15 protein-coding genes and 1 tRNA gene are annotated in these 22,199 nt (G+C 72.6%); 8 read left to right on the top strand and 8 right to left on the bottom strand.

Annotation, left to right across the window (positions count from 1 at the left end):
* Nucleotides 1–126 precede the first annotated feature (126 nt).
* The 3 genes from MMR14E_RS23690 to MMR14E_RS23680 all read left to right on the top strand — a co-directional run bounded on the left by MMR14E_RS23690 (nucleotide 127) and on the right by MMR14E_RS23680 (nucleotide 4,005).
* Nucleotides 127–2,205 (top strand): ATP-binding protein, encoded by a 2,079-nt coding sequence (locus MMR14E_RS23690; protein ID WP_419539437.1) that lies wholly within the window; start codon nucleotides 127–129, stop codon nucleotides 2,203–2,205.
* A gap of 10 nt (nucleotides 2,206–2,215) precedes the next feature.
* Nucleotides 2,216–2,884, top strand: a complete 669-nt coding sequence (locus MMR14E_RS23685; protein WP_331317662.1) for a response regulator transcription factor — start codon at nucleotides 2,216–2,218, stop codon at nucleotides 2,882–2,884.
* A 128-nt stretch (nucleotides 2,885–3,012) separates the two neighbouring features.
* Nucleotides 3,013–4,005 carry a DUF808 domain-containing protein gene (locus MMR14E_RS23680; RefSeq protein WP_331317661.1) on the top strand — a complete coding sequence of 331 codons (993 nt, stop codon included), beginning with the start codon at nucleotides 3,013–3,015 and terminating at the stop codon, nucleotides 4,003–4,005.
* Here MMR14E_RS23680 and MMR14E_RS23675 read toward each other — a convergent pair.
* Both MMR14E_RS23675 and MMR14E_RS23670 read right to left on the bottom strand, forming a co-directional pair.
* Nucleotides 3,979–7,206 (bottom strand): multidrug efflux RND transporter permease subunit, encoded by a 3,228-nt coding sequence (locus MMR14E_RS23675; protein ID WP_331317660.1) that lies wholly within the window; start codon nucleotides 7,204–7,206, stop codon nucleotides 3,979–3,981. The two genes, MMR14E_RS23680 and MMR14E_RS23675, sit on opposite strands and share 27 nt — an antisense overlap.
* A gap of 122 nt (nucleotides 7,207–7,328) precedes the next feature.
* On the bottom strand, nucleotides 7,329–8,588 hold the full coding sequence (locus MMR14E_RS23670; protein WP_419539406.1) for an efflux RND transporter periplasmic adaptor subunit: 1,260 nt from the start codon (nucleotides 8,586–8,588) through the stop codon (nucleotides 7,329–7,331).
* 88 nt (nucleotides 8,589–8,676) lie between these two features.
* On the opposite strand from MMR14E_RS23670, the gene MMR14E_RS23665 reads away from it, so the two are divergent.
* Nucleotides 8,677–9,276: a TetR/AcrR family transcriptional regulator gene (locus MMR14E_RS23665; RefSeq protein WP_331317658.1), complete on the top strand. Its 600-nt coding sequence runs from the start codon at nucleotides 8,677–8,679 to the stop codon at nucleotides 9,274–9,276.
* A gap of 227 nt (nucleotides 9,277–9,503) precedes the next feature.
* Here MMR14E_RS23665 and MMR14E_RS23660 read toward each other — a convergent pair.
* The 3 genes from MMR14E_RS23660 to MMR14E_RS23650 all read right to left on the bottom strand — a co-directional run bounded on the left by MMR14E_RS23660 (nucleotide 9,504) and on the right by MMR14E_RS23650 (nucleotide 10,859).
* Nucleotides 9,504–9,578: transfer RNA gene (locus MMR14E_RS23660), tRNA-Gly, on the bottom strand.
* Nucleotides 9,579–9,685: 107 nt separating this feature from the next.
* Complete coding sequence (locus MMR14E_RS23655) at nucleotides 9,686–10,150, bottom strand: NUDIX domain-containing protein (RefSeq protein WP_331317656.1); 465 nt, start codon at nucleotides 10,148–10,150, stop codon at nucleotides 9,686–9,688.
* Between the two features lie 13 nt (nucleotides 10,151–10,163).
* Nucleotides 10,164–10,859 carry a fumarylacetoacetate hydrolase family protein gene (locus MMR14E_RS23650; protein ID WP_331317655.1) on the bottom strand — a complete coding sequence of 232 codons (696 nt, stop codon included), beginning with the start codon at nucleotides 10,857–10,859 and terminating at the stop codon, nucleotides 10,164–10,166.
* Nucleotides 10,860–10,996: 137 nt separating this feature from the next.
* Between MMR14E_RS23650 and MMR14E_RS23645 the strand changes: the two genes are divergently transcribed.
* The 3 genes from MMR14E_RS23645 to MMR14E_RS23635 all read left to right on the top strand — a co-directional run bounded on the left by MMR14E_RS23645 (nucleotide 10,997) and on the right by MMR14E_RS23635 (nucleotide 14,735).
* A complete protein-coding gene (locus MMR14E_RS23645; protein WP_331317653.1) occupies nucleotides 10,997–12,442 on the top strand; it encodes an FAD-binding oxidoreductase in 1,446 nt (481 codons plus the stop codon).
* A 258-nt stretch (nucleotides 12,443–12,700) separates the two neighbouring features.
* A complete protein-coding gene (locus tag MMR14E_RS23640) occupies nucleotides 12,701–12,994 on the top strand; it encodes a DUF2218 domain-containing protein (protein ID WP_331317651.1) in 294 nt (97 codons plus the stop codon).
* Between the two features lie 148 nt (nucleotides 12,995–13,142).
* The gene (locus tag MMR14E_RS23635) at nucleotides 13,143–14,735 is read left to right on the top strand and encodes an ABC transporter substrate-binding protein (RefSeq protein WP_331317649.1); all 1,593 of its coding nucleotides are present in this window, start codon (nucleotides 13,143–13,145) and stop codon (nucleotides 14,733–14,735) included.
* Nucleotides 14,736–14,751: 16 nt separating this feature from the next.
* On the opposite strand, the gene putA is transcribed toward MMR14E_RS23635, so the two are convergent.
* Together putA and MMR14E_RS23625 are read right to left on the bottom strand one after the other, a co-directional pair.
* Nucleotides 14,752–18,423 (bottom strand): bifunctional proline dehydrogenase/L-glutamate gamma-semialdehyde dehydrogenase PutA, encoded by a 3,672-nt coding sequence (gene putA / locus MMR14E_RS23630; protein WP_331317648.1) that lies wholly within the window; start codon nucleotides 18,421–18,423, stop codon nucleotides 14,752–14,754.
* Nucleotides 18,424–18,525: 102 nt separating this feature from the next.
* Nucleotides 18,526–19,338: a hypothetical protein gene (locus tag MMR14E_RS23625; RefSeq protein WP_331317647.1), complete on the bottom strand. Its 813-nt coding sequence runs from the start codon at nucleotides 19,336–19,338 to the stop codon at nucleotides 18,526–18,528.
* A gap of 141 nt (nucleotides 19,339–19,479) precedes the next feature.
* Here MMR14E_RS23625 and MMR14E_RS23620 point away from each other — a divergent pair, with 141 nt between their 5' ends.
* Nucleotides 19,480–20,526, top strand: a complete 1,047-nt coding sequence (locus MMR14E_RS23620) for a saccharopine dehydrogenase family protein (protein WP_331317646.1) — start codon at nucleotides 19,480–19,482, stop codon at nucleotides 20,524–20,526.
* Nucleotides 20,527–20,668: 142 nt separating this feature from the next.
* Here MMR14E_RS23620 and MMR14E_RS23615 read toward each other — a convergent pair whose 3' ends face one another.
* A complete protein-coding gene (locus MMR14E_RS23615; RefSeq protein WP_331317644.1) occupies nucleotides 20,669–22,192 on the bottom strand; it encodes an altronate dehydratase family protein in 1,524 nt (507 codons plus the stop codon).
* Nucleotides 22,193–22,199: the final 7 nt, after the last annotated feature.

Genomic DNA, 22,199 nt, shown 5'->3' with positions numbered 1-22,199 from the left:
CGGGGTGATGCGGGGATTCGGGGAGCGGGCGACGATGCGCTCGGGACGGCGAGACAGGTGGGTCCGGCCGTCTGAGCGACGGGCGACGGGTCCCGGCCGACGCGCCGCGTGTCCAAGCACGGGCGCATGACCGACCGCGCCCGCGACGCCGCCATCCGGGGCCCGGAGCCACAGCTGAGCCGCGGCAGCCGCCGTACCTTCGTCGCCCTCGCCCTCGCGGCCGCGATCCCCGTCCTGCTGCTCAGCGGCTTGGTCGCGACGCTGATGGCCCAGCAGCAGCGCGACCTCGCCCGGAACGCCGCCGTCGCCAGTGCGACCCGGGTGGCCGAGCGCGTCGCCTCGGACATCGCCGCCCAGATCGCGGTCCTCGAGGCGGAGGCCGCCTCCGCCACCCTCGACCGGCCGGACCTCGCGGCCTTCTACGCCGAGGCCGAGCGGCTCCGGCAGGCACACCCGCTCTGGGAAACGGTGGAGCTCGCCCGACCGGACGGCGCCCAGATCGTCAACCTGCTCCGCTCCCTCGAGGAGGAACTCGGACCGACCTCGGACCGGACGAGCTTCGACGCGGTGGTGCGCACGCGCCAGCCGGTGATCGGCGGCATCGGCCCGGCCGGCTCGATCTCGGGCAAGCGCCTCGTCGCCCTGCGCGTGCCGGTCATCCGGGACGGCACGCTGCGCTACGTCCTGTCGATCCGGCTCGCCACCAACGCGGTGAGCTCGATCCTGCGCGACGCCGGCGCGCCCGAGGGCTGGGTCGGCACCATCGTGGACGCGGAGGGCAACACGATCGCCCGGACCCGGGCCGAGGTGGAGGAACTCGGCCACCCGGCGAACCCGGCACTCCAGGCGGCGATCCGGCACGCCCCGAACGGCTTCTACACCGGACCGACGCTCGAAGGCGCCGATGTCGAGGTGGTCTACCGGACCCTGCAGCATACCGGCGGCTGGTCGGTGCATTTCGGGATGCCGGTCGCCACGCTCAACGCGCCGGTCTCGCGGTCCTACGCCGTCCTGGGCGGCGGCAGCTTCGTCAGCATCGGGCTCGCCCTGGCGCTGGTCGGACTCGTCGGCCGCGACATGGCGCAGCGCCGGGCGGGTGAGCAGGCCCGGTTCTCTCTCGCCCTCCGCTCCAGCGAGGAGCAGGGCGCCGTCGCCGCCGAGGCCGCGGAACTCGGCACGCTGCGCTGGGACACGGTCGCCCACCGGGTCACCGGCTCGCCCCGCGCGGCCGACCTCCTCGGCTGGACGGCCGCCGCCGAGGGGCGCGACAGCGCCGTAAGCGCCGACACCGTCCTCCAGGCGGTCGATCCCGAGGATCGCGGGCGCCTGGGCGAGGCCCTGCGCCGGAGCCTCGCCGAGGGCACGCCGCTCGACGTCGAGTTCCGCGTCACCCAGGGTGACCGGGACCCGCGCTGGGTCCGGGTCGCCGGCCGCGTGCCGCAGCTCCACGAGCATACCCCGGCCGGTTTGCTCTACGGCGTGGTGTCGGACATCGAGCCGCGCAAGCGCGCGGAGGCCGAGCGCTTCGCGCTGCTGCGCCGCCTCGGCGAGGCCCAGGAGAACGAGCAGCGCCGGATCGCCCGGGAACTCCACGACCAGGTCGGCCAGACGGTGACCGGCCTGTCGCTGGGCCTCAAGAGCATGGAGCGGCTCCTGGCCCGCGGCGCCACGGCCGAGGCCGGCCGGCAGGTGGAGTGGCTGCAATCGCTCGCCGGCGAGATCGGCCGCGACATCCACCGGGCCGCGGTCGACCTGCGTCCGACCGCCCTCGACGATCTCGGCCTGCGCGAGGCCCTCGCCACGCTGCTCCGCGACTGGAGCCAGCGGCACGGGATCCGCGCCGACCTGGAGTTCCTGAGCGACGCGACCCGGCTGCCGGCCGCGATCGAGACCGCCGTCTACAGGATCGTGCAGGAAGCGCTCACCAACGTCCTCAAGCATGCCCGCGCCGCGAGCGTCAGCGTCTCGGTGGAGAAGCGCGCGGGCGAGATGCGGGTCGTCCTCGAGGATGACGGGGTCGGCTTCACCGTAGAGGACCCGCGCGAGCGCGCCGGCGGAGAGACGCCGGCGAAGCTGCGGCTCGGCCTGTCGGGCATCCGAGAGCGGTTGTCGCTGCTGAGCGGGACGCTCGCGCTGGAATCGTCCCCGGGCATCGGCACGACGCTGTTCGTCACCGTCCCGATCCCCCATCATCCCGAGACCTGAGGAGAAGCGCATGTCGGATCGCATCCGCGTCGCCCTGGCCGACGACCATCCCATCGTCCTCGCGGGGATCCGGACCCTCCTGAACGCCGACCCGGAGATCGAGCTGGTCGGCGAGGCCACCAGCGGCAGCGACGCGCTGCCGATGATCCACGCCGCCGACCCGGACGTCGCCGTGGTCGACGTCTCGATGCCGGGCCTCAACGGCCTCGAGCTGACCGAGCGGGTCGCCGGGTCGTGCCCGCGGACGCGCGTGCTGGTGCTGACGGTCCACGAGGACGCGGCCTACGTCCAGCCGCTGCTCAGGGCGGGAGCCCGGGGCTACCTCCTGAAGCGCTCGGCCGCGGAGGACCTGCTCCGCGCCGTCCGCGCGGTCGCGGCGGGCGGGATCTACCTCGACCCCTCGGTGGCGAGCCACGCCATGGGGCATCCCGGCGCCCCGACGCAGGCCGCGGAGGCCGAGCCGTCGGCCGAAGCGCTGAGCCCGCGCGAGGCCGACGTGCTCCGGCTGATCGCGCAGGGCTTCAGCAACAAGGAGATCGCCCGGCGCTTCGATCTCAGCGTCAAGTCGATCGAGACCTACAAGGCGCGCGCCGCCGAGAAGCTGGGGCTGCGCACGCGCGCGGAGATCATCCGCTACGCCGCCGCGCACGGATGGCTGGACGCCCTGGCGCTGCGCTAGGCGCGAGCGACCTAACGGCAGGGCGGTCCGGGAGACGCGGCGCGGCCGCGCCGAATTCTCACCGGTCAGGGATCAAATCCTGCCGCGGATCGTCTGTCTGGCGGACCGATCACGGAGAGGGGAGACGGGTGAGCGTCGGATTGATCGCCCTGCTGGACGACGTCGCCTTCATGGTCAGGGCCGCGGCGGCCTCGCTCGACGACGTCGCGGGCCAGGCGGCGTGGGCCGGCACGAAGGCCGCCGGCGTCGTAATCGACGACGCGGCCGTCACGCCGCGCTACGTCGTCGGATTCGCCGCGGAGCGCGAGCTGCCGATCGTCGGCCGGATCGCCCTCGGGTCGCTGCGCAACAAGCTCCTGTTCCTGCTGCCTGGAGCCCTGGCGCTCGGCGCGTTCGCCCCCTGGGCGATCACGCCGCTCCTGATGCTGGGCGGCGCGTACCTGTGCTTCGAGGGCGCCGAGAAGGTCTACGAGGCCGTGTTCGCCCCTCACGGGCACGCCGACGAGGCGGATCGGGAGAGCGGCGAAGGGACCGACCAGGCCCGGGAAGACCGCCGCGTGGCGAGCGCCATCAAGACCGACTTCATCCTCTCGGCCGAGATCATGGCCATCACCCTCGCGGCCCTGCCGGAGGGCAGCTTCTGGATGCGGGCGGCGGTGCTGGCCATCGTCGCAGTCGGCATCACCGCGGGCGTCTACGGCGTGGTCGCGCTGATCGTGAAGGCCGACGATGCCGGTCTGGCCCTCGCGCGCAGCACCGTCGAGCCGCCGCTCGGGAACGTCGTCCGCGGGCTGGGACGCGGCGTGGTCAGGGGCATGCCGGTCCTGCTCAAGATCCTGGCCGTCATCGGGACGGCGGCGATGATCTGGGTCGGCGGCGGTATCCTGATGCACGGGCTCGAGACCTACGGCCTCTCGGCGCCGGCCCACACCGCCCACGCGGTGGCGGAGGCCGCGGCGGCGCGCGTGCCGTTCGCCGCGGGCCTCGTCGCGTGGCTCGTCACCGCGACCGTCTCGGGCCTCATCGGTCTGGTCGTCGGCGGGGCTTTGATCCCGCTGACGACCTTCGTGCTGGCGCCGGCGTGGCGGGCCCTGTCAGGCCTGCGGCAGGGGCGTACCTGACGGGAGGCCGGGGTCGGCAGCTGCCGGGACGGGCGCGGTGGCCCCCACGGCGCCACCGTGGTGCTTGAGCGGCCTGTTGCCGCTCAGCCGGCGCAGCAGCACGTAGAAGACCGGCGTCAGGAACAGGCCGAAGGCGGTCACGCCGATCATGCCGGAGAACACCGCGACGCCCATCGCCCGACGCATCTCCGATCCGGCACCGGTGGCCGTCACCAGCGGCAGCACGCCCATGATGAAGGCCATCGACGTCATCAGGATCGGCCGCAGTCGGAGGCGGCTCGCCTCGATCGCCGCCCGGAGCGGGGTCCGCCCGGCGAATTCCAGCTCGCGGGCGAATTCCACGATCAGGATGGCGTTCTTGGCCGAGAGCCCGACGAGCACGATCAGGCCGATCTGCGTGAAGACGTTGTTGTCGCCCGCGGAAAGCCACACGCCGAACATGGCGGCGAGCAGGCCCATCGGCACGATCAGCAGGATCGCCAGCGGCAGGGCGAGGCTCTCGTACTGCGCGGCGAGCACGAGGAAGACCAGCAGCAGCGCCAGGGGAAAGACCCAGATCCCGGAATTGCCCGCGATGAACTCCTGGTACGTCAGGTCTGTCCACTCGAAGGCGAAGCCGCGCGGCAGCGTCTCGGCCGCGATCCGCGTGGCCGCCGCCTGGGCCTGACCCGACGAGTAGCCCGGCGCCGCACCGGCGTTGATGTCGGCCGACAGGAAGCCGTTGTAGCGCATCGCCCGCTCCGGCCCGGCGCTCTGGCGCACGCGCAGCAGGGCGGAGAGCGGCACCATCTCGCCGGAGCCGGACCTGACCTTCAGCAGGCCGACATCGTCCGACCGGGCCCGGAACGGGGCGTCGGCCTGGACGCGCACCGAGTAGGTGCGGCCGAACTTGTTGAAGTCGTTCACGTAGAGCGAGCCGAGATAGATCTGAAGCGTGTCGAAGACGTCCGTCACCGGGATGTTGAGCTGACGCGCCTTCGTCCGGTCGATGTCGGCGAACAGCTGCGGCACGTTCATCTGGAAGCTCGAGAACAGACCGACAAGTTCCGGCGCCTGGGCGGCCTTGGCCATGAACGCCTTCGTGGCGTCGTTCAGCGCCTCGTAGCCGAGGCCTGCGCGATCCTCGATCTGCAGCTTGAATCCGCCGATCGTTCCGAGCCCGTTCACCGGCGGCGGCGGGAACATCGCGATGAAGGCCTCGGGGATCGCGGCGTACTTCCTGTTCAGCGACTGCGCGATCGCCGCCCCGCTGAGGGACGGGTCCTTGCGCGCGTCGAACGGCTTCAGCGTCGAGAACACGATTCCCGAGTTGGAGCTGTTGGTGAAGCCGTTGATCGAGAGGCCCGGGAAGGCGACGGCGCTCTCGACGCCGGGCTCCTTGAGGGCGATCTCGCTCATGCGGCGGATGACCTCCTCGGTCCGGTCGAGGGTCGCGCCGTCCGGCAACTGCGCGAAGCCCACGAGGTACTGCTTGTCCTGGCCCGGCACGAAGCCGCCCGGGATCTGGCGGAACAGGGCGCCGGTCAGTCCGACGAGCAGGACGTAGACGACCATCATCACGGCCTTGCGCGACACCGCGAGGCCGACGCCGCGGCCGTAGCCGTCCGAGGCCCGCCCGAAGGCGCGGTTGAACCGGCGAAAGAACCAGCCGAGGAGGCGGTCGAGGATGCGGGTGAGGCGATCCTTCGGCGCGTGGTGATCCTTCAGCAGCAGCGCCGAGAGGGCCGGCGAGAGGGTCAGCGAGTTGATCGCCGAGATCACCGTCGAGATCGCGATGGTGAGGGCGAACTGCTTGTAGAACTGGCCCGTCAGGCCGCTGATGAAGGCCAGGGGCACGAAGACCGCGACCAGCACCAGGGCGATGGCGATGATCGGGCCCGAGACCTCGCGCATGGCCTGGTAGCTGGCGTCCCGCGGGGACAGGCCGCTCTCGATGTTGCGCTCGACGTTCTCGACGACCACGATCGCGTCGTCGACGACGATGCCGATCGCCAGCACGAGGCCGAACAGGCTCAGCGCGTTGATCGAAAATCCGAAGACGTGCATCACCGCGAAGGTGCCGACGATGGAGACCGGCACGGCCAGCAGCGGGATGATCGAGGCGCGCCACGTCTGCAGGAACAGGATCACCACGAGCACGACGAGGGCGATGGCCTCCAGCAGCGTGTGGATGACCGCCTCGATGGAGGCGCGCACGAACTGCGTCGGGTCGTAGACGATCTGGTAGTCGACGCCCTCCGGCATGGTCCGCTTGATCTCCGCCATGGTGCGGCGGACCTCGTCGGAGATCTGGATCGCGTTCGAGCCGGGCGACTGCGAGATCGGGATCGCCACCGCCGACTTGTTGTCGAGGAGCGAGCGCAGGGCGTAGTCGGAGGCGCCGAGCTCGATGCGCGCCACGTCGCGCAGGCGCGTGATCGCGCCGTCGGCGCCGGTCTTGACCACGATGTCGCCGAACTGCTCCTCGCTGCTGAGGCGCCCCTCGGCGTTCAGCGAGAGCTGCAGGTCGAGGCCCGGAACGGCCGGCGACGCGCCGATCACGCCGGCCGCGGCCTCGACGTTCTGCGCCTGGATCTCGCGCACGACGTCGCCGGCGGACAGGCCGTGCTCGGCCACCTTCTGCGGGTCGAGCCAGATCCGCATCGCGTAGTCGCCGGAGCCGAAGAGCTGCACCTGGCCGACGCCGTCGAGGCGGGCCAGGCGGTCCTTGATGTTCAGCACCGCGTAGTTGCGCAGGTAGGTCATGTCGTAGCGCCCGTTGGGCGAGACGAGGTGCACCACCATGGTCAGGTCGGGGGAGCTCTTCACCGTGACGATGCCGAGCTGGCGCACCACCGCCGGCAGGCGCGGCTCGGCCTGCGAGACGCGGTTCTGGACGAGCTGCTGCGCCTTGTCGGGGTCGGTGCCCAGCCGGAACGTGACGGTCAGCGTCATGATGCCGTCCGTCGTGGCCTGACTCGACATGTAGAGCATGCCCTCGACGCCGTTGATCTGCTCCTCGATGGGCGTCGCCACGGTCTCGACGATGACCTTGGGGTTGGCGCCCGGGAAGGTCGCGCGGACCACGACGGAGGGCGGCACCACGTCCGGGTACTCGGAGATCGGCATCGCGAAGAGCGAGAGCAGGCCGCCGATAAAGATGAGCATCGAGAGCACGCCCGCGAAGATCGGGCGGTCGATGAAGAACTTGGAGAGGTTCATGCCGCCCTCCGAGGGCGTGGGGCGTGGGGCACGGGGCGTCCGGGCGGCCGCGCGCGGCCGCCGTCACCATCGCGTCGGGGATCTGGATCGCGGGAAGGGGATCGGCGCCCGGGCGCCGGCCGTCAGCGCTGGGCGAGTCTGCGCGCCCTGGACGCGGCATCCTGCGGGCGCGCACCCATCGCCACGGGTTCGGGGCGCAGGAGCGTGCCGGGACGGACGCGCTGCAGCCCGTTGACCACGATGCGCTCGCCGCCCGTCAGGCCGGAGGTGACCACGCGGAGGTCGTCGACGGCCCGGCCGAGGGTGACGGCGCGGAACTCCGCCCGGTTGTCCGCCCCCACGACGAGCACGAACTTCTTGTCCTGATCGGTGCCGACGGCCCGCTCGTCGACCAGGACGAGACGGTCCGGCGCGGCCTGCCCCAGGCGCATCCGGGCGAACTGGCCCGGGATCAGGCGGCCGTCGCTGTTCGAGAAGGTCGCGCGCACGCGGACCGTGCCGCTGCGCGCGTCGACTTTGTTGTCGATGAACTGGAGATGCCCGGTGGCGCGCGCCCCGTCGGCGGTCGCCATCTCGACCGGGATGCGGTCGAGCTTGCCGCGCCGGCCGCCCGGCTCGGCGACCGAGGCCAGCGCCTTCAGGACCACGCCCTCGTCGGCGTCGAAGCTGGCGTAGACGGGATCGACCGAGACGAGCGTTGTCAGCACGGCGGCCCCGGCGCCCGTCGCCACGAGGTTGCCCGGGGTGATCTCGCGGCGGCCGACGCGCCCGCTGACGGCAGCCCGAACCTGCGTGTAGCCGAGGTTCAGGCGCGCTGCCTCCAGGGCCGCCTTCGCCGCGTCGAGGCTCGCCTTGGCCTCCTTGAACGCGTTGGCGCGGACGTCGAGGTCGCGCGCCGTGACGATGTGCTGATCCGACAGCTTCTGCCCGCGCTCGAGGTCGCTCGCCGTCATGCCGACCCGCGCCTCGGCGCCCGCGACCTGGGCTTCGAGCCGCTGGACCTCGGCCGCGTAGGGCGCCGGGTCGATGGTCACCAGCAGGTCCCCGGCCCTGACCAGCTCTCCCTCGGCGAAGTGCGTGGCCAGGATCGCGCCGCCCACCCGCGCCCGAACGTCGATGCGGTCGACCGCTTCCAGGCGGCCGGAGAACGCGTCCCAGAGGATGACGTCGCGCGGCTCGACGGTGGCGACCGAGGCCGGCATCGCGACCTCGGCCGGGGGCGTCGCCGCGACGGCCACGGTTCCCTCGGTCAGCGAGCCGGGTATGAGGGCGAACGAGGCGCCTGCCAGTATCGCCAGGGCGAGGCCGCCGGCGGCGAGGCGCGGGACACGGAGCGGACCGCGAGAGGGATGACGCTGAGGATCCACGAGCGACTCCAACATCTGTATAGGTCGCTACACATGTCGGCATGGACGCGGGGCGTCAAGTGACTTATCTACCACTCGATATAAAAGTTGGAGTCCGCAGGCAATGGTGATGGGGCGCCCCCGGTCCTTCGACACGGACAAGGCCCTCGACGAGGCGATGGAGGTGTTCTGGCGCCACGGCTACGACGGCGCGAGCCTCGCCATGCTGACGAAGGCGATGGGCATCAAGCCGCCGAGCCTCTACGCGGCCTTCGGCAGCAAGGAGGGTCTGCTCAAGGCCGCGCTCGACCGGTACGCGCAGCGGCGCTCGGAGCACATGCGCTTCGTGCTGGCCGGCGAGACCGCGCGCGCCGTCGCCGAGCGGTTCCTGAGCAGCATCGCCGAGAGCCACACCGATCCGGCGAACCCGCCCGGCTGCCTTCTCGTCCAGGGCGGGCTCGCCTGCGGCGCTGGCTCGGAGAACATCCCGTTCGAGCTGGCGTCCCGGCGAGCCCAGAGCGAGATGGAACTCCGCGAGCGCTTCATCCGGGCGCGGCAGGAGGGTGATCTCCCGGCGGATTCCGATCCGGTCGCCCTGGCGCGGTTCCTGTCGACCGTCGCCTCCGGCATGGGCGTGCTGGCCTCATCGGGCGCCGACCGCGAGGCGCTGCGGGAGGTCGCCCGCGTCTCGCTGCGGGCCTTCGCGAAGGAACAGGACGCCTGATGGGCTGACCGGGCGCGATCCCGCGCCTCGGTCCACCCGGGCGCCGTCCGGGCCATCTGCCCCGCGGCGAGGGCGGCTAAACGCACCGTCCGGGACGTCGTCCCGGTCGTTGCCCGCGATCGCGGAGCGCCGTTTCGCCGCCGCGCAACGCGCGGTTCGCCGGCGACCGGAAACGACAAAGGCCGCAGGTCTGCGGCCTCGTAAGTCGATCGTATGGTTGGGAAAACTGGAGCGGGCGAAGGGATTCGAACCCTCGACCCCAACCTTGGCAAGGTTGTGCTCTACCCCTGAGCTACACCCGCTCACTGTGCCGCGCCGCCTGGACTTTCGTGCCGGCGGCCCCCGGCGCGGCTCTCTAAACACCATTCCGCCGGGCGACGCAAGCGCCCTTTTCGCGAACCGTGACGATTTACCAGTTCGCCTCCGGCGGGAGACCGTCGCGGATCTCCCGGAGACGGGCGCGGGTCGCCCGCGTGGTCCCCTCCGGGAGTGCGTCCACCGGGAAGAAGGCGCACTCGGCGACCTCGCGGTCGGGCGCCTTGGGGCGCAGGACCGTGAAGGCCGGCAGGACGAACAGGGCGACGTGGTCGCGGGGGGCCGAGACGACATTCCGATAGAGGCCGTGCAGGCGCGGCTCTCCGTCCGGGACGATCTCCGCCTCCTCGCGGAACTCCCGCACCATCGCGTCGCGCGCGGTCTCGCCCAGTTCGACGCCGCCGCCCGGGAGGTGCCAGCCGCTCACGTAGGTGTGGCGCACCAGGGCGACGCGCCCTGCCCCGTCGAGGGCGACGCCGCGCACGCCGAGGGTCATGCCCCGGGACGCCAGCGCCCCGAGGTGGAACAGGCGCCGCAGCAGCGGCCGGTCGAGGAGCATGCGGCGGCGCGGCTCAGACGACGTCGAGGGTGATGGCGCCCAGACCATCGATCGCCGCGACCATGCGCTGGCCGCGCCGGACCGGACCGACGCCGGAGGGCGTGCCGGTGAAGATCAGGTCGCCCGGCTGCAGGGCGAAGTAGCCCGACAGGTAGGCGATCTGATCGGCGACGGACCAGATCATGTCGCCGAGGTCGCCCTTCTGGCGTGTCTCGCCGTCGACCGACAGGGTGATGGCGCCCTTCGCCGGGTGGCCGATGACGGAGACCGGGTGGAGCGCGCCGATCGGCCCGGACCCGTCGGCGGCCTTGGCGGTGTCCCAGGGCCGCGACATCTTCTTGGCCTCGTCCTGGACATCGCGCCGGGTCATGTCGAGGCCGATGGCGTAGCCGTAGACATGCTCCAGGGCGGTCTCGGCCGGGATGTCGGTGCCGCCGCCGGCGAGGGCCGCGACCATCTCCACCTCGAAATGGTAGTTGGCGGTCTTCGGCGGGTAGGCGTGGGCCGTCGGCTCCGGCCCGACGATCTGCAGGGCGTCGGCGGGCTTCATGAAGAAGAATGGCGGCTCACGGTCCGGGTCCGCGCCCATCTCCCGGGCATGGGCGGCGTAGTTGCGTCCGACGCAGTAGACGCGGCGCACGGGGAAGAAATCGCTGCTGCCGACGATGGGGAGCGCGATGCGGGGCGGGTTCTGGATGACGGAGAGCATCTCTGCCTCTGCGGTGGATCGTCCGGGTGGCCCGGCGCGACGACGCCCGGGCCTTACATCACGGTTGTAAGGTCCGCATCGGCGCGCGCCAGACCGGCACTTGCGTCCGGCCGCCTCCGGCCTACAGAATCTTCGCGATGACGCCGACAGCCGACCTCGACACCCTGCTGACCGCCCTCCGGGACGGGCTCGGCGCGCGGCACGTGCTGACGGATCCGGACGCCCTGGCGCCCTACCTGACGGAGAGCCGCCGGCTGTTCACCGGCTCGGCCCTGGCCGTGTTGCGGCCGGGAAGCACCGAGGAGGTCGCGTTCGCAGTCCGCGCCTGCACGCAGGCCGGCATCGCCGTCGTGCCACTCGGCGGCAATACCGGCCTCACCGGCGCCGGCGTGCCGCGCGGTGGCGTCGTCCTGTCCCTCGAGCGCATGAACCGCCTGCGCGCGGTCGATCCGGTGGACGCCACCATCACGGTGGAGGCCGGTATGATCCTGCAGGACGTGCAGGACGCGGCCGAGGCTGCCGGGATGCTGTTCCCGCTCTCCTACGCGTCGCGCGGCTCCGCGCGGATCGGTGGCGGCATCAGCACCAATGCCGGCGGGATCGCGGTCCTCGCCTACGGCAACGCCCGCGACCTCGTTCTCGGGCTGGAGGTCGTGCTCGCCGACGGGCGCGTCTGGAACGGGCTCAGGGCCCTCCGCAAGGACAATGCCGGCTACGACCTGAAGCAGCTCTTCATCGGCTCGGAGGGCACGCTGGGCATCGTCACGGCGGCGGTGCTGAAGCTGTTCCCGCGGCCGCGCTCGACGAGCGTCGCCTTCGTGGGCCTCGACTCGGCGAAGGCGGCCCTGGACCTGTTCGTCTTCTTGCGGACGCGGATGGACCGCGACCTCACGGCGTTCGAGTACCTGCCGCCCTTCGCCCTCGAGATCGTGCTGCGCCACGTCCCGGGGACGGTGCGGCCGCTGGACGGCGCGCACGGCGCCTACGCGCTGATCGAGGTCGCGTCCGCGCGCGCGGAGGCCGACACGGGGGCCGAACTGGAATCGGCCCTCGGGCAGGCCCTGGAGGACGGGCTGATCGCCGACGCCACCATCGCGACCAGCGGGGCCCAGAACGCCGCGCTCTGGCGCCTGCGCGAGGGCGTTCCCGAGGCGCAGACCCGCGAGGGCGCCTCGATCAAGCACGACGTGTCGGTGCCGCTCTCCCGCCTGCCCGAGTTCCTGGAGCGGGCGGGGGCGGCCTGCCTCGCCGAGATGCCGGGCCTGAGGCCCTGCGGCTTCGGCCATTTCGGCGACGGCAACATCCATTTCAACCTGTCGCAGCCGCCCGGCATGGAGCCGGCGGCGTTCCTCGGCGCGTGGGGCCGGTTCAACCGGATCGTTCACGACCTCGTGCACGCGCTGGGCGGCTCCATCGCGGCCGAGCACGGCGTCGGTCTCATCAAGCGCGAGGAGCTCGCGCGCTACGGCGACCCGGTCGGCCTCGACCTGATGCGGCGCCTCAAAGCGGCCCTCGACCCGGATGATCTGCTCAACCCCGGGAAGGTGATCGTGCGGACCGACCGCGCCGCGCCGGCCGCCTGAGGGATTTTGTGCATCGCGCCATAATTCGGCGCGGAGACGGGTGCAGGACAGCAACGCCGCCCCGACAACCGTCGGAGCGGCCCGTCGCGTTAAGCCGCTGCTAACGCTTCGGACACACGCTCAACACAGACGGCGGAGACGGATCCGTCGGCGCCAGGCATGGCAATTGCTCTGAGGCCTCCCTATCTCGCACGTGCGAGATCGAACGACGACCCGTCACCGACAGGCTGTTCTCACATCCATCTGGAGACCGACGGAATGCCCACCTCTCAGGCCCGCGTGCAGACCACCGAGGCGAGCCGCTACCTGCAGCAGCTCTGCCGGCACTGGAGCCACAAGTTCAAGGTCGAGGCGACCCCCGTTCACGGCACCGTGCCCTTCGGCGAGGACCGCGTCTGCACTTTCGACGCCGAGCCCGACGCCCTGCTGATGCGCATCGACAGCTCCGACCCGGTCAACCTCACCCGGCTGGAGAACGTCGTGGCCGACCATCTCGCCCGCTTCGCCTTCCGCGAGAGCCTCGGCGACATCCGCTGGTCGCGCGCCGCCTGAGGGCCAGCGCAGCGCGAGCGCGGTCGACCCGTCCGGCCTCGACCCGGGCGGGCTCTCCGATCCCGATCCAAGCGCGGCAGTGGCGCACCACTTGCACGCGAACCCGGCATGCGGCCAGATCGGGCGCCGCCAGGACCGGGATCGATTCATGAAGCGACGCACGCTGCTGACCGGCGCCGGAGCCCTGATGGCCGGGGCCCTCGCCCGGCCGGCCCTGGTCCGGGCGGCCTCAGCGACGACCCTGCGGTTCGTCCCCTACGCGGACCTCGCGCTCCTCGACCCGATCATCACCACCAACTACGTCACGCGCACCCACGCGCTGATGGTGTTCGACACGCTCTACAGCCTCGACTCCGCCTATCGCGCACGGCCGCAGATGGTCGCGGGCCACGAGGTCACCCCGGATGGCCTCAAGTGGCGGCTGACCCTGCGTGACGGCCTGCGCTTCCACGACGGGACGCCGGTTCTCGGGCGCGACGTGGTGGCGAGCCTGAAGCGCTGGGGGCAGCGCGACGCATACGGTGGGGCCCTGTTCGCGACGGTGAACGAGCTCTCGGCGCCCTCCGACACGGTGGTGCAGTTCCGCCTGAAGCGGCCCTTCCCGCTCCTGCCGGACGCCCTGGCCAAGCCGACCTCCTACGTCCCCGTGATCATGCCGGAGCGCCTGAGTGCGACGCCCGCGACGCAGGCGGTGCCGGAGATGGTCGGCAGCGGTCCGTTCCGCTTCGCCGCCGACGAGCGTGTTCCGGGCTCGCTCAACGTCTACCGCCGGTTCGAGGCCTACCGACCGCGCCCCGACGGGACGCCGAGCTTCACGGCCGGACCGCGGATCGCGCATTTCGACCGCGTCGAGTGGCGCACCATCCCCGACGGCGCGACCGCGGCCGGCGCCCTGCGCTCGGGCGAGATCGACTGGTGGGAGCAGCCCCTCGTCGACCTCGTGCCGGACCTGACCCGCCAGCCCGCCGTGCGGGTGGATCTGGTGGAGACCGCCGGGCTGATCGGGCAGATCCGCCTCAACCACACCCTGCCGCCCTTCGACAATCCCGCGATCAGCCGGGCGCTGCTCGCGGCCGTCGATCAGACCGAGATGATGGACGCCGTCGCCGGCAGCGACCCGTCGATCCGGCGCGGCCCGTCCGGCATCTTCACGGCCGGCGGTCCGATGGCGTCCTCGGCCGGCATGGAGGCGCTGACCGGCCCGCGCGACCTCGCCGCCGCGAAGCGGGCGCTGGCGGCGGCGGGCTACAAGGGCGAGCGCGTCGTGCTGCTCTCCGGGACCGACGTGCCGCGGATCAACGCGATCTGCGAGGTGATGGCCGATGCGTGCCGCAAGATCGGGATGAACCTCGACGTCGTCGCCACCGACTGGGGGACGGTCAACCAGCGGATCCTGAACGCCAAGCCCCTCGACCAGGGCGGCTGGTCGATGTTCGGCATCTTCTCCGGCGGTCTGGACCATCTCTCGCCGGCCTACCATCTGGCCGTCCGCGGGAACGGCCGGGCCGGCGTGCCGAGCTGGCTGACGGACGCGCCGCTGGAGGAACTGCGCAGCGCGTGGTTCGACGCGCCGGACCTCGACGCCCAGAAGGCCCTGGCGGCGCGGATCCAGGCGCGGGCGCTGGCGGTCGGCGCCTACCTGCCCTGCGGCCAGTATTTCCAGCCGACCGCCTACAGGCGCGATCTCGAAGGCATGCTGACCGGGCTGCCGCTCTTCTGGAACCTGCGCCGGTCGGCCTGACCGGGCGGACTTTCGCTCACCCGACGTTCATCAGGCTGGCGTTGCCGCCGGCCGCCGCGGTGTTGATGGTGGTGGAGACTTCCTCCACCAGGCCGGCCGGATCGTAGAGGTCGCCGGCCGCCAGCGCCTCCGGGCAGCGGGCCTGGATCGGCAGGATCGCGCCGTCGTGCGCCGCGACGACCCTGTTCAGCGCCAGCAGGTCGTCGGCCTCGCCCGCGAACAGGACCCCGGCGATCGCGCCCGCGCGCCCGAGATCCGGCGCCCGGGCAACCCGCGCCGCGCAGGTTGCCGGCAGATCGTCCAGGACCGGATCGCGCCCGTCCGGCCCGATGACGACGGCCGCGTTGCCCGTGCCCAGGATCACTCCGAGCTGGAGCAGGAGCGCGGTCTCGGTGGTCGCGACGGCGGCGACGCGCCCGCGGGGACGCAGCGCGTACAGGTTGCGCTCACCGACGGGACCGGCCAGCGCGCTCGCGGCGCGGCCGGGATAGCGGACGGCTTCGAGCCTGCCCGCGAGGTCGTGCCGGTGCCGCGAGCGCAGCCACGCCACATAGGGGCGCAGAGCCGAATCGTCGGCGGCCAGCCCGTCGCGGGCGGCGGCGGGCGCGCGTCGCAGCAGGCGGCCGAGGGCCAGCGGGCCGCCCGCCTTCGGGCCCGTCCCCGACAGCCCGGAGCCGCCGAAGGGTTGCACGCCGACCACCGCGCCGATGATGTTGCGATTGACGTAGCGGTTGCCGGCCCGCACGCGGTCGAGGACGTGGTCGATGGTCTCGTCGATGCGGCTGTGCAGGCCGAAGGTGAGCCCGTAGCCGGTCGCGTCGACCGCCGCGAGGAGCGCGTCGCGGCCGTCGCGGCGGTAGCGCAGCACGTGCAGCACCGGACCGAACACCTCCTGCGCGACATCGGCGACGGCCCCGATCTCGATCAGGGTCGGCGGCACGAAGGTCCCGGCGCCGGCCTCGGGCGGCAGCGGGACCTGCTCCACGGGGAAGCCCCGCGCGCGCATCCGCGACACGTGCCCGACGATCCGGTCGGCGGCCTCGGCGGTGATGACCGGCCCGACATCGACGGCGAGGCGCCGCGGGTCGCCCACCCGCAGCTCCCGCAGGGCGCCCCTCAGCATGTGCAGCGTCCGGTCGGCGATCTCCTCCTGCAGGCACAGGATCCGGAGCGCCGAGCAGCGCTGCCCGGCGGAATCGAAGGCCGAGGCGATGACATCGGCGACCACCTGCTCGGCGAGCGCGGAGGAATCGACCACGAGGGCGTTCTGGCCGCCGGTCTCGGCCACGAACGGCACCGGCTCGCCGAAGCGGTTCAACCGCTCGGCGAGGGCCCGCTGAATGCCCTTGGCCACCGCCGTCGAGCCGGTGAACATCACGCCCTGCACGCGCGGATCCGCGACCAGGGCTGCGCCGACCCGGCCGTCGCCCGGCAGGAGGTGAAGCGCCTCGGCGGGGATCCCGGCCGCGTGCAGGACGCGCACGGCAGCGGCCGCGATCAGCGGCGTCTCCCCGGCGGGTTTCGCCAGGACGGTGTTGCCCGCCGCCAGCGCGGCCGCGACCTGGCCGACGAAGATCGCCAGCGGGAAATTCCACGGCGCGATGCAGGCGACCGGACCGAGCGGCGCGTCCGCGTCCCCGAGGGTCCGCTCGGCCTCGGCGGCGTCGTAGCGGAGGAAATCGACCGCCTCGCGGATCTCCGCGACGGCGCTCGCGCAGGTCTTGCCCGCCTCCCGCACGATGAGCCCGATCAGCGGCGGCATCAGCGTCTCGAGGGCGTCGGCGGCCCGCCGCAGGCAGGCGGCGCGGTCTGCGGCCGGTGTCGCCGCCCAGCCGGCCGCACCCGCCTCCGCCCGGGCCGCGGCGACCGCGACGATGTCGGCCGTCGCCGCCTGGTAGGACCCGACGATGTCCCGGTGATCGGCGGGATTGCGCACCGGTCGGTCGGCCNTCGAGGGCACCGCCCGCCACGCGGTGCGGCCGCTCGCCGCCAACCCGTCCGACAGCCGGGCGAGCTCCGCCTCGTCGGAGAGGTCGAGCCCGGCCGCGTTGGCGCGGTCCGGGCCGTAGAGGTCTCGGGGGGCCGCGATCCGCGGATGCGGCCTGCCGGGATCCGGCGCGGCCTCGACGGCGGCGACCGGGTCGGTGATCAGGTCCGCGATCGGCACGGCCTCGTCGGCGACCCGGTTGACGAAGGAGGTGTTGGCCCCGTTCTCCAAGAGGCGCCGCACCAGGTAGGCGAGCAGGGTCTCGTGCGTGCCCACCGGCGCGTAGATGCGGCAGGGCCGCTGCAGATCGGCGTCGGCCATCACGGCCTCGTAGAGCGGCTCGCCCATGCCGTGCAGGCACTGGAACTCGTACTGGCCGAGCCGAAAATCCGGGCCGGCCATCGCGACGATGCTCGCCACCGTCTGGGCGTTGTGGGTGGCGAATTGCGGGAAGACCGCGTCGGGCGCCGCGAGCAGCCGCCGCGCGCAGGCGAGGTACGAGACGTCGGTGTGAGCTTTCCGGGTGAAGACCGGGAAGTCGGCCAGACCGTCGACCTGCGCCCGCTTGATCTCGCTGTCCCAGTAGGCGCCCTTCACGAGCCGCACCATCAGCCGCCGCCGGCCCCTTCGGGCGAGGTCGATCAGGACGTCGATGACGAACGGGCAGCGCTTGCCGTAGGCCTGGACCACGAAGCCGAGCCCGTCCCAGCCGGCGAGATCGGGGTCGGCGGCGAGCCGCTCCAGAATGTCGAGCGACAGGTCGAGGCGGTCGGCCTCCTCGGCGTCGATGTTGAGGCCGATACCGTGGCCCTTGGCCAGGCGCGCGAGCTCCCGCACGCTGGGATAGAGTTCGGCCAGGACCCGGTCGCGCTGCGCGCGGACGTAACGCGGATGGAGCGCCGACAGCTTGATCGAGATGCCCGGGCCGAGGAGCACGCCGCGCCCGGCCGAGGCCGCGCCGATCGCCGCGATCGCGTCCGCGTAGGCGCGCCGGTAGCGCTCGGCGTCCTCGGCGGTCACGGCGGCCTCGCCGAGCATGTCGTACGAGTAGGTGAAGCCCTTCGCCTCGAGCCGCGCCGCGTGCCGCAGCGCCTCGGCGATGGTCCGCCCCGCCACGAACTGCTCGCCCATCATCCGCATGGCGAGATCGACGCCTGTCCGGATCAGGGGCTCGCCGCCGCGGGCGATCAGCCGGGTGAGCGCGGCGGAGAGGCCGGCCTCGTCCCGGGTCGCCGCGAGCCTGCCGGTCACGAGCAGGCCCCAGGTCGCCGCGTTGACGAAGGGTGACGGGCTGTGCCCGAGATGGGCGGCCCAGTCTCCGCCGGCAATCTTGTCGCGGATCAGCGCGTCCCGCGTCGCCGCGTCGGGGATGCGCAGCAGCGCCTCGGCGAGGCACATCAGCGCCACGCCCTCCTGGCTGGACAGCGCGTACTCGTGGACCAGCCCCTCGACGCCGCCGCGGGTGCCCTGGCGCCGCAGGGTCTCGACGAGGCGCCGCGCGTCCTCGGCGACGCGTCGAGCCGCCTCGGGCGGCAGGCGCGCTTCTTCGAGGAGCGGGACGACGCAGTCCCGCTCGGGCCGCCGGCAGGCCGCGACCACCGCCCGCCGCAGGGGCGGCAGGTCCGCCAGGCCCGCCGCGAACGCGTCGAAGGGCGCGCTCGCCGCGCCGGCCGCCTCGTCGACAACGCCGGATCCGGACATGGGCCGCCCCTCGGACACGGCCCGGTAGCACCGGACCGTCGCTGCCTCACGCTACACCGTCGGGGGCCGGCGTCGAGGCCGAAGACGCCGTGGCCGATCGCGTCACTTCGAGGCTTGCGCGTGGGCGGATTCCAGCGCGACCGCCAGGAGGGGCTGGGCGCCCTCCCGGCGCAGGGTCGCCACGGGAATCACCACCGGGTCGGCGCAGGCCTGGACGACGTGCGCGAGATCGAACTGCACCGCGAGGCCGCCGGCCTTGGCGTCGAGCCACGCCATCATGGCCGGCGGCTGCCCGTCATAGGTCTCGGCCACGGCCTCGCGGCACTCCTTGTCGGCGTCGTCCGCCTTCGGATCGCCCGTCCTCGGGCGATAGCCCGCGAGGTAGAGGGCGTGCAGCCTCTTCGACGCGAGCGTCACCATCTTGGTCCCGCCCGGGCCCTCCGCCAGGGCGAGCTTGCCGGTCAGGGAGTTGGGCAGCAGGGTCGTCCAATCGACCGGGGCGCCGGTGGTGAGATCGTAGACGATCGACATCGTGCCGCTGTTCGGGTGCGCGCCGCCGCAGAACCCGCTGTCGAAGATGACGAAGCTCAGGAAGCGCGGGCCGCGCATCGGGGCCTGGACGGTGCGCTCCCAGGAGCTGTTCTTCCCGCCCTGATCCTTGCACGCCTGCTCGGCCTTGAGGGCCCGCGCGTCGAGGCGCTTCAGCGCCGCGTTGATCCGACGCTCGGCCTCGTCGGCCGGCGCGGCGATCTGCGGCATGGCGGCGATGCCGGGGCTCGCGTCGGACGGCGCCTTCAGGACCACCGGCCCGTCACCGGCCCGGGCGGGCGCGGCCAGGCCCAGGAGGACAGCGCCAAGGCAGCCGATCCGGCGGCTGGCGCGGCGCGCGCGCGGCGGGAGGTTACGCTCGTACATCGTGCCTCAGCTCCTGTTCGGGCGGGGACGGAGGGTTTCAAATCCCGGCCGCGGGACGATCGGATCGGCGCAGCCCTAGCATCCGGGGCGGCGACGCGGCGCGCGCTTTGACACCGGCGGAAGCGGTGTCAGAACGCCGGGATGACCGCGATCCTGATCTACGGCGCCACCGGCTATACCGGGCAGCTCCTGGCCGCGCACGCCGTCGGGCAGGGGTTGCGCCCGATCCTGGCAGGGCGCGATCCCGAGAAGCTGCGGCCGCTGGCGGCCCGGCTGAACCTCGAGATGCGGGCCGCGCGGCTCGACGATGCCGCGGGCCTGCGGTCCGCCCTCGCGGGCGTGGCGGCGGTGATCCACGCGGCCGGCCCGTTCTCGCGGACGGCGCGGCCGATGGCCGAGGCCTGCCTCGCGGCCGGCGCGCACTACGTCGACATCACCGGCGAAATCGCGGTGCTGGAGGCCCTCGCGGCCAAGGATGCCGAGGCGAAGGCGGCCGGCATCGTCCTCCTGCCGGCGGCGGGCTTCGACGTGGTGCCGAGCGACTGCCTCGCCGCCCACGTGGCCGGCCGCGTTCCCGGCGCGACGCATCTGCGCATCTCCATCGGCGGATTCGGGGGCTTCAGCCGGGGCACGGCCCGCACCATGGTGGAGGGCATCGCCTGGGGCACGCGGGTGCGCCGGAACGGGCGCATCGTCGAATTGCCGAGCCCGCCGCGCGCCACCGCGGATTTCGGAACGGGACCGCGCCGGACCGTCGGGCTCGGCTGGGGCGACGTGTCGAGCGCGTGGTACTCGACCGGCGTCCCGAACATCGACGTCTACTTCGAGGCCTTCCCCGCCATGGCTGCGGCGGCCGGCCTGCCCGCCGGCATCCGGCGGATCATCGCGGGCGGCACCGCCCAGCGCCTGATCAACCGCGGCATCGACCGGCTGCCGGAGGGCCCTTCGGCCGCCGCGCGCGAGAAGGCCCGCAGCACCTTCCTGGCGGAGGCCTGGGACGGCGCCGGCCGCCGCGCGGCGAGCCGGATGGAGACGCCTGAGGGCTACACGCTCACCGTCTGGACCGCCTTGGAGGCGGCCCGCCGCGTCGCCGCCGGCACCGTCGCGCCCGGCTTCCACACGCCGGTCACGGCCTTCGGCGCCGACTTCATCCTGAGCTTCCCGGGCGTGGTGCGAACGGACCTGTGAGACGAGGTCCGCACGGCGGTCGGGATGGCCGTCTTTGCGAGCGCAGCGAAGCAATCCAGGCTGCGCCACGCTCGCCGAAATCTCGCCTCTCCGGGTCGCTTCGTCGCGCGCGCTCCGTCGTCGGAGCGCGCGCCCCGCTCCCTCACACGGTCGCGCCGATCTGCCAGGGCGCGAATTCCGACCCGCCGAAATCGAACTGCTCGCTCTTCGTCCGCTCGCCGCCGGCGACCCGCAGGATCAAGTCGAAGATCCGGTGGCCGGCCTGCTCCACGCTCTCTTCACCGTCGAGAATCGTGCCGCAGTTGACGTCCATGTCCTCCTCGAGCCGCCGGTACATGGTGGAGTTGGTGGCGATCTTGATCGAGGGCGACGGCTTGCAGCCGAATACGGAGCCGCGGCCGGTGGTGAAGCAGACGAGGTTCGCCCCGCCCGCGACCTGCCCGGTCGCCGAGACCGGGTCGTAGCCGGGCGTGTCCATGAAGACGAAGCCCTTGGCGGTGACGGGATCGGCGTAGCGCAGCACGTCCACGAGGTTGGTGCTGCCGGCCTTGGCCATGGCGCCGAGGGACTTCTCCAGGATCGTCGTGAGGCCGCCGGCCTTGTTGCCCGGCGACGGGTTCGCGTCGATCTCCGAGCCCTCCTTGCGGGTGTACTCCTCCCACCAGTGCATCAGGTCGACGAGCTTCTGGCCGACGTCCGGGCTGACGGCGCGGCGGGTGAACAGGTGCTCGGCACCGTAGGTCTCGGTGGTCTCCGACAGGATCACCGTACCGCCGTTCCGCACCACGAGGTCGCTGGCGATCCCGAGCGCCGGGTTGGCCGAGACGCCTGAATAGCCGTCCGAGCCGCCGCACTGCAGGGCGACGATCAGCTCGCTCGCCGGGACCGGCTCGCGGCGCACCACGTTCGCCTCGGCCAGGATGCCGTTGACGAACTCGATCCCGGCCTCGACCGTCTTCCGGGTGCCGCCGAGGCTCTGGATGTTCATGCTGCGGATCCGGTCGCCGAGCCCCTGCTCCTCCAGGAAGGCACCGATCTGGTTCACCTCGCAGCCGAGCCCGATCATGACGATGTGGGAGAAGTTGACGTGCCGCGCGTAGCCCGCGAGCGTCCGCCGCAGGAGCCGGAGCGGCTCGCCCATCGCCATGCCGCAGCCGGTCTTGTGGGTCAGTGCCACGACACCGTCGACGTTGGGATAGGGGGCGAGCGGGTCGAGGCCGAGGATCGGGTGCCGCCGGAACGCGTCGGCGATCAGGTCGGCGACGTGCGCGCTGCAATTCACCGAGGTGAGGATGCCGACGTAGTTGCGCGTCGCCACGCGACCGTCGGGACGGCGGATGCCCTGGAAGGTCGCGGGCGGCGTCACCAGCTGGGTCGGCCTCGCATCGACCCCGAACGCGTAGTCCCGGGCGAACTCGCCCATCCCGAGATTGTGGACGTGGACGTGGCGGCCGGCCGCGATGTCCTCCTTGGCGAAGCCGATGATCTGCCCGTACTTGGTCACCGGCTCGCCGCTCCGGTGGGCGCGGACGGCGATCTTGTGGCCGGCGGGGATGCGCTCCATGGCCGCAACGCCGTCGGCGACCGGCGTTCCCGGCTCGATGGCGCCGCGGGCCACGGCCACGCCGTCGGCCGGGCGCAGGGTGATCACGGGATACGTGGACATCGGTCTC

This window comes from Methylobacterium mesophilicum, from assembly GCF_036441335.1.
Lineage (GTDB): Bacteria > Pseudomonadota > Alphaproteobacteria > Rhizobiales > Beijerinckiaceae > Methylobacterium > Methylobacterium mesophilicum_B.
Note: the sequence above shows the minus strand (reverse complement) of the source record. Positions and strands in the feature narration are given on the sequence as shown.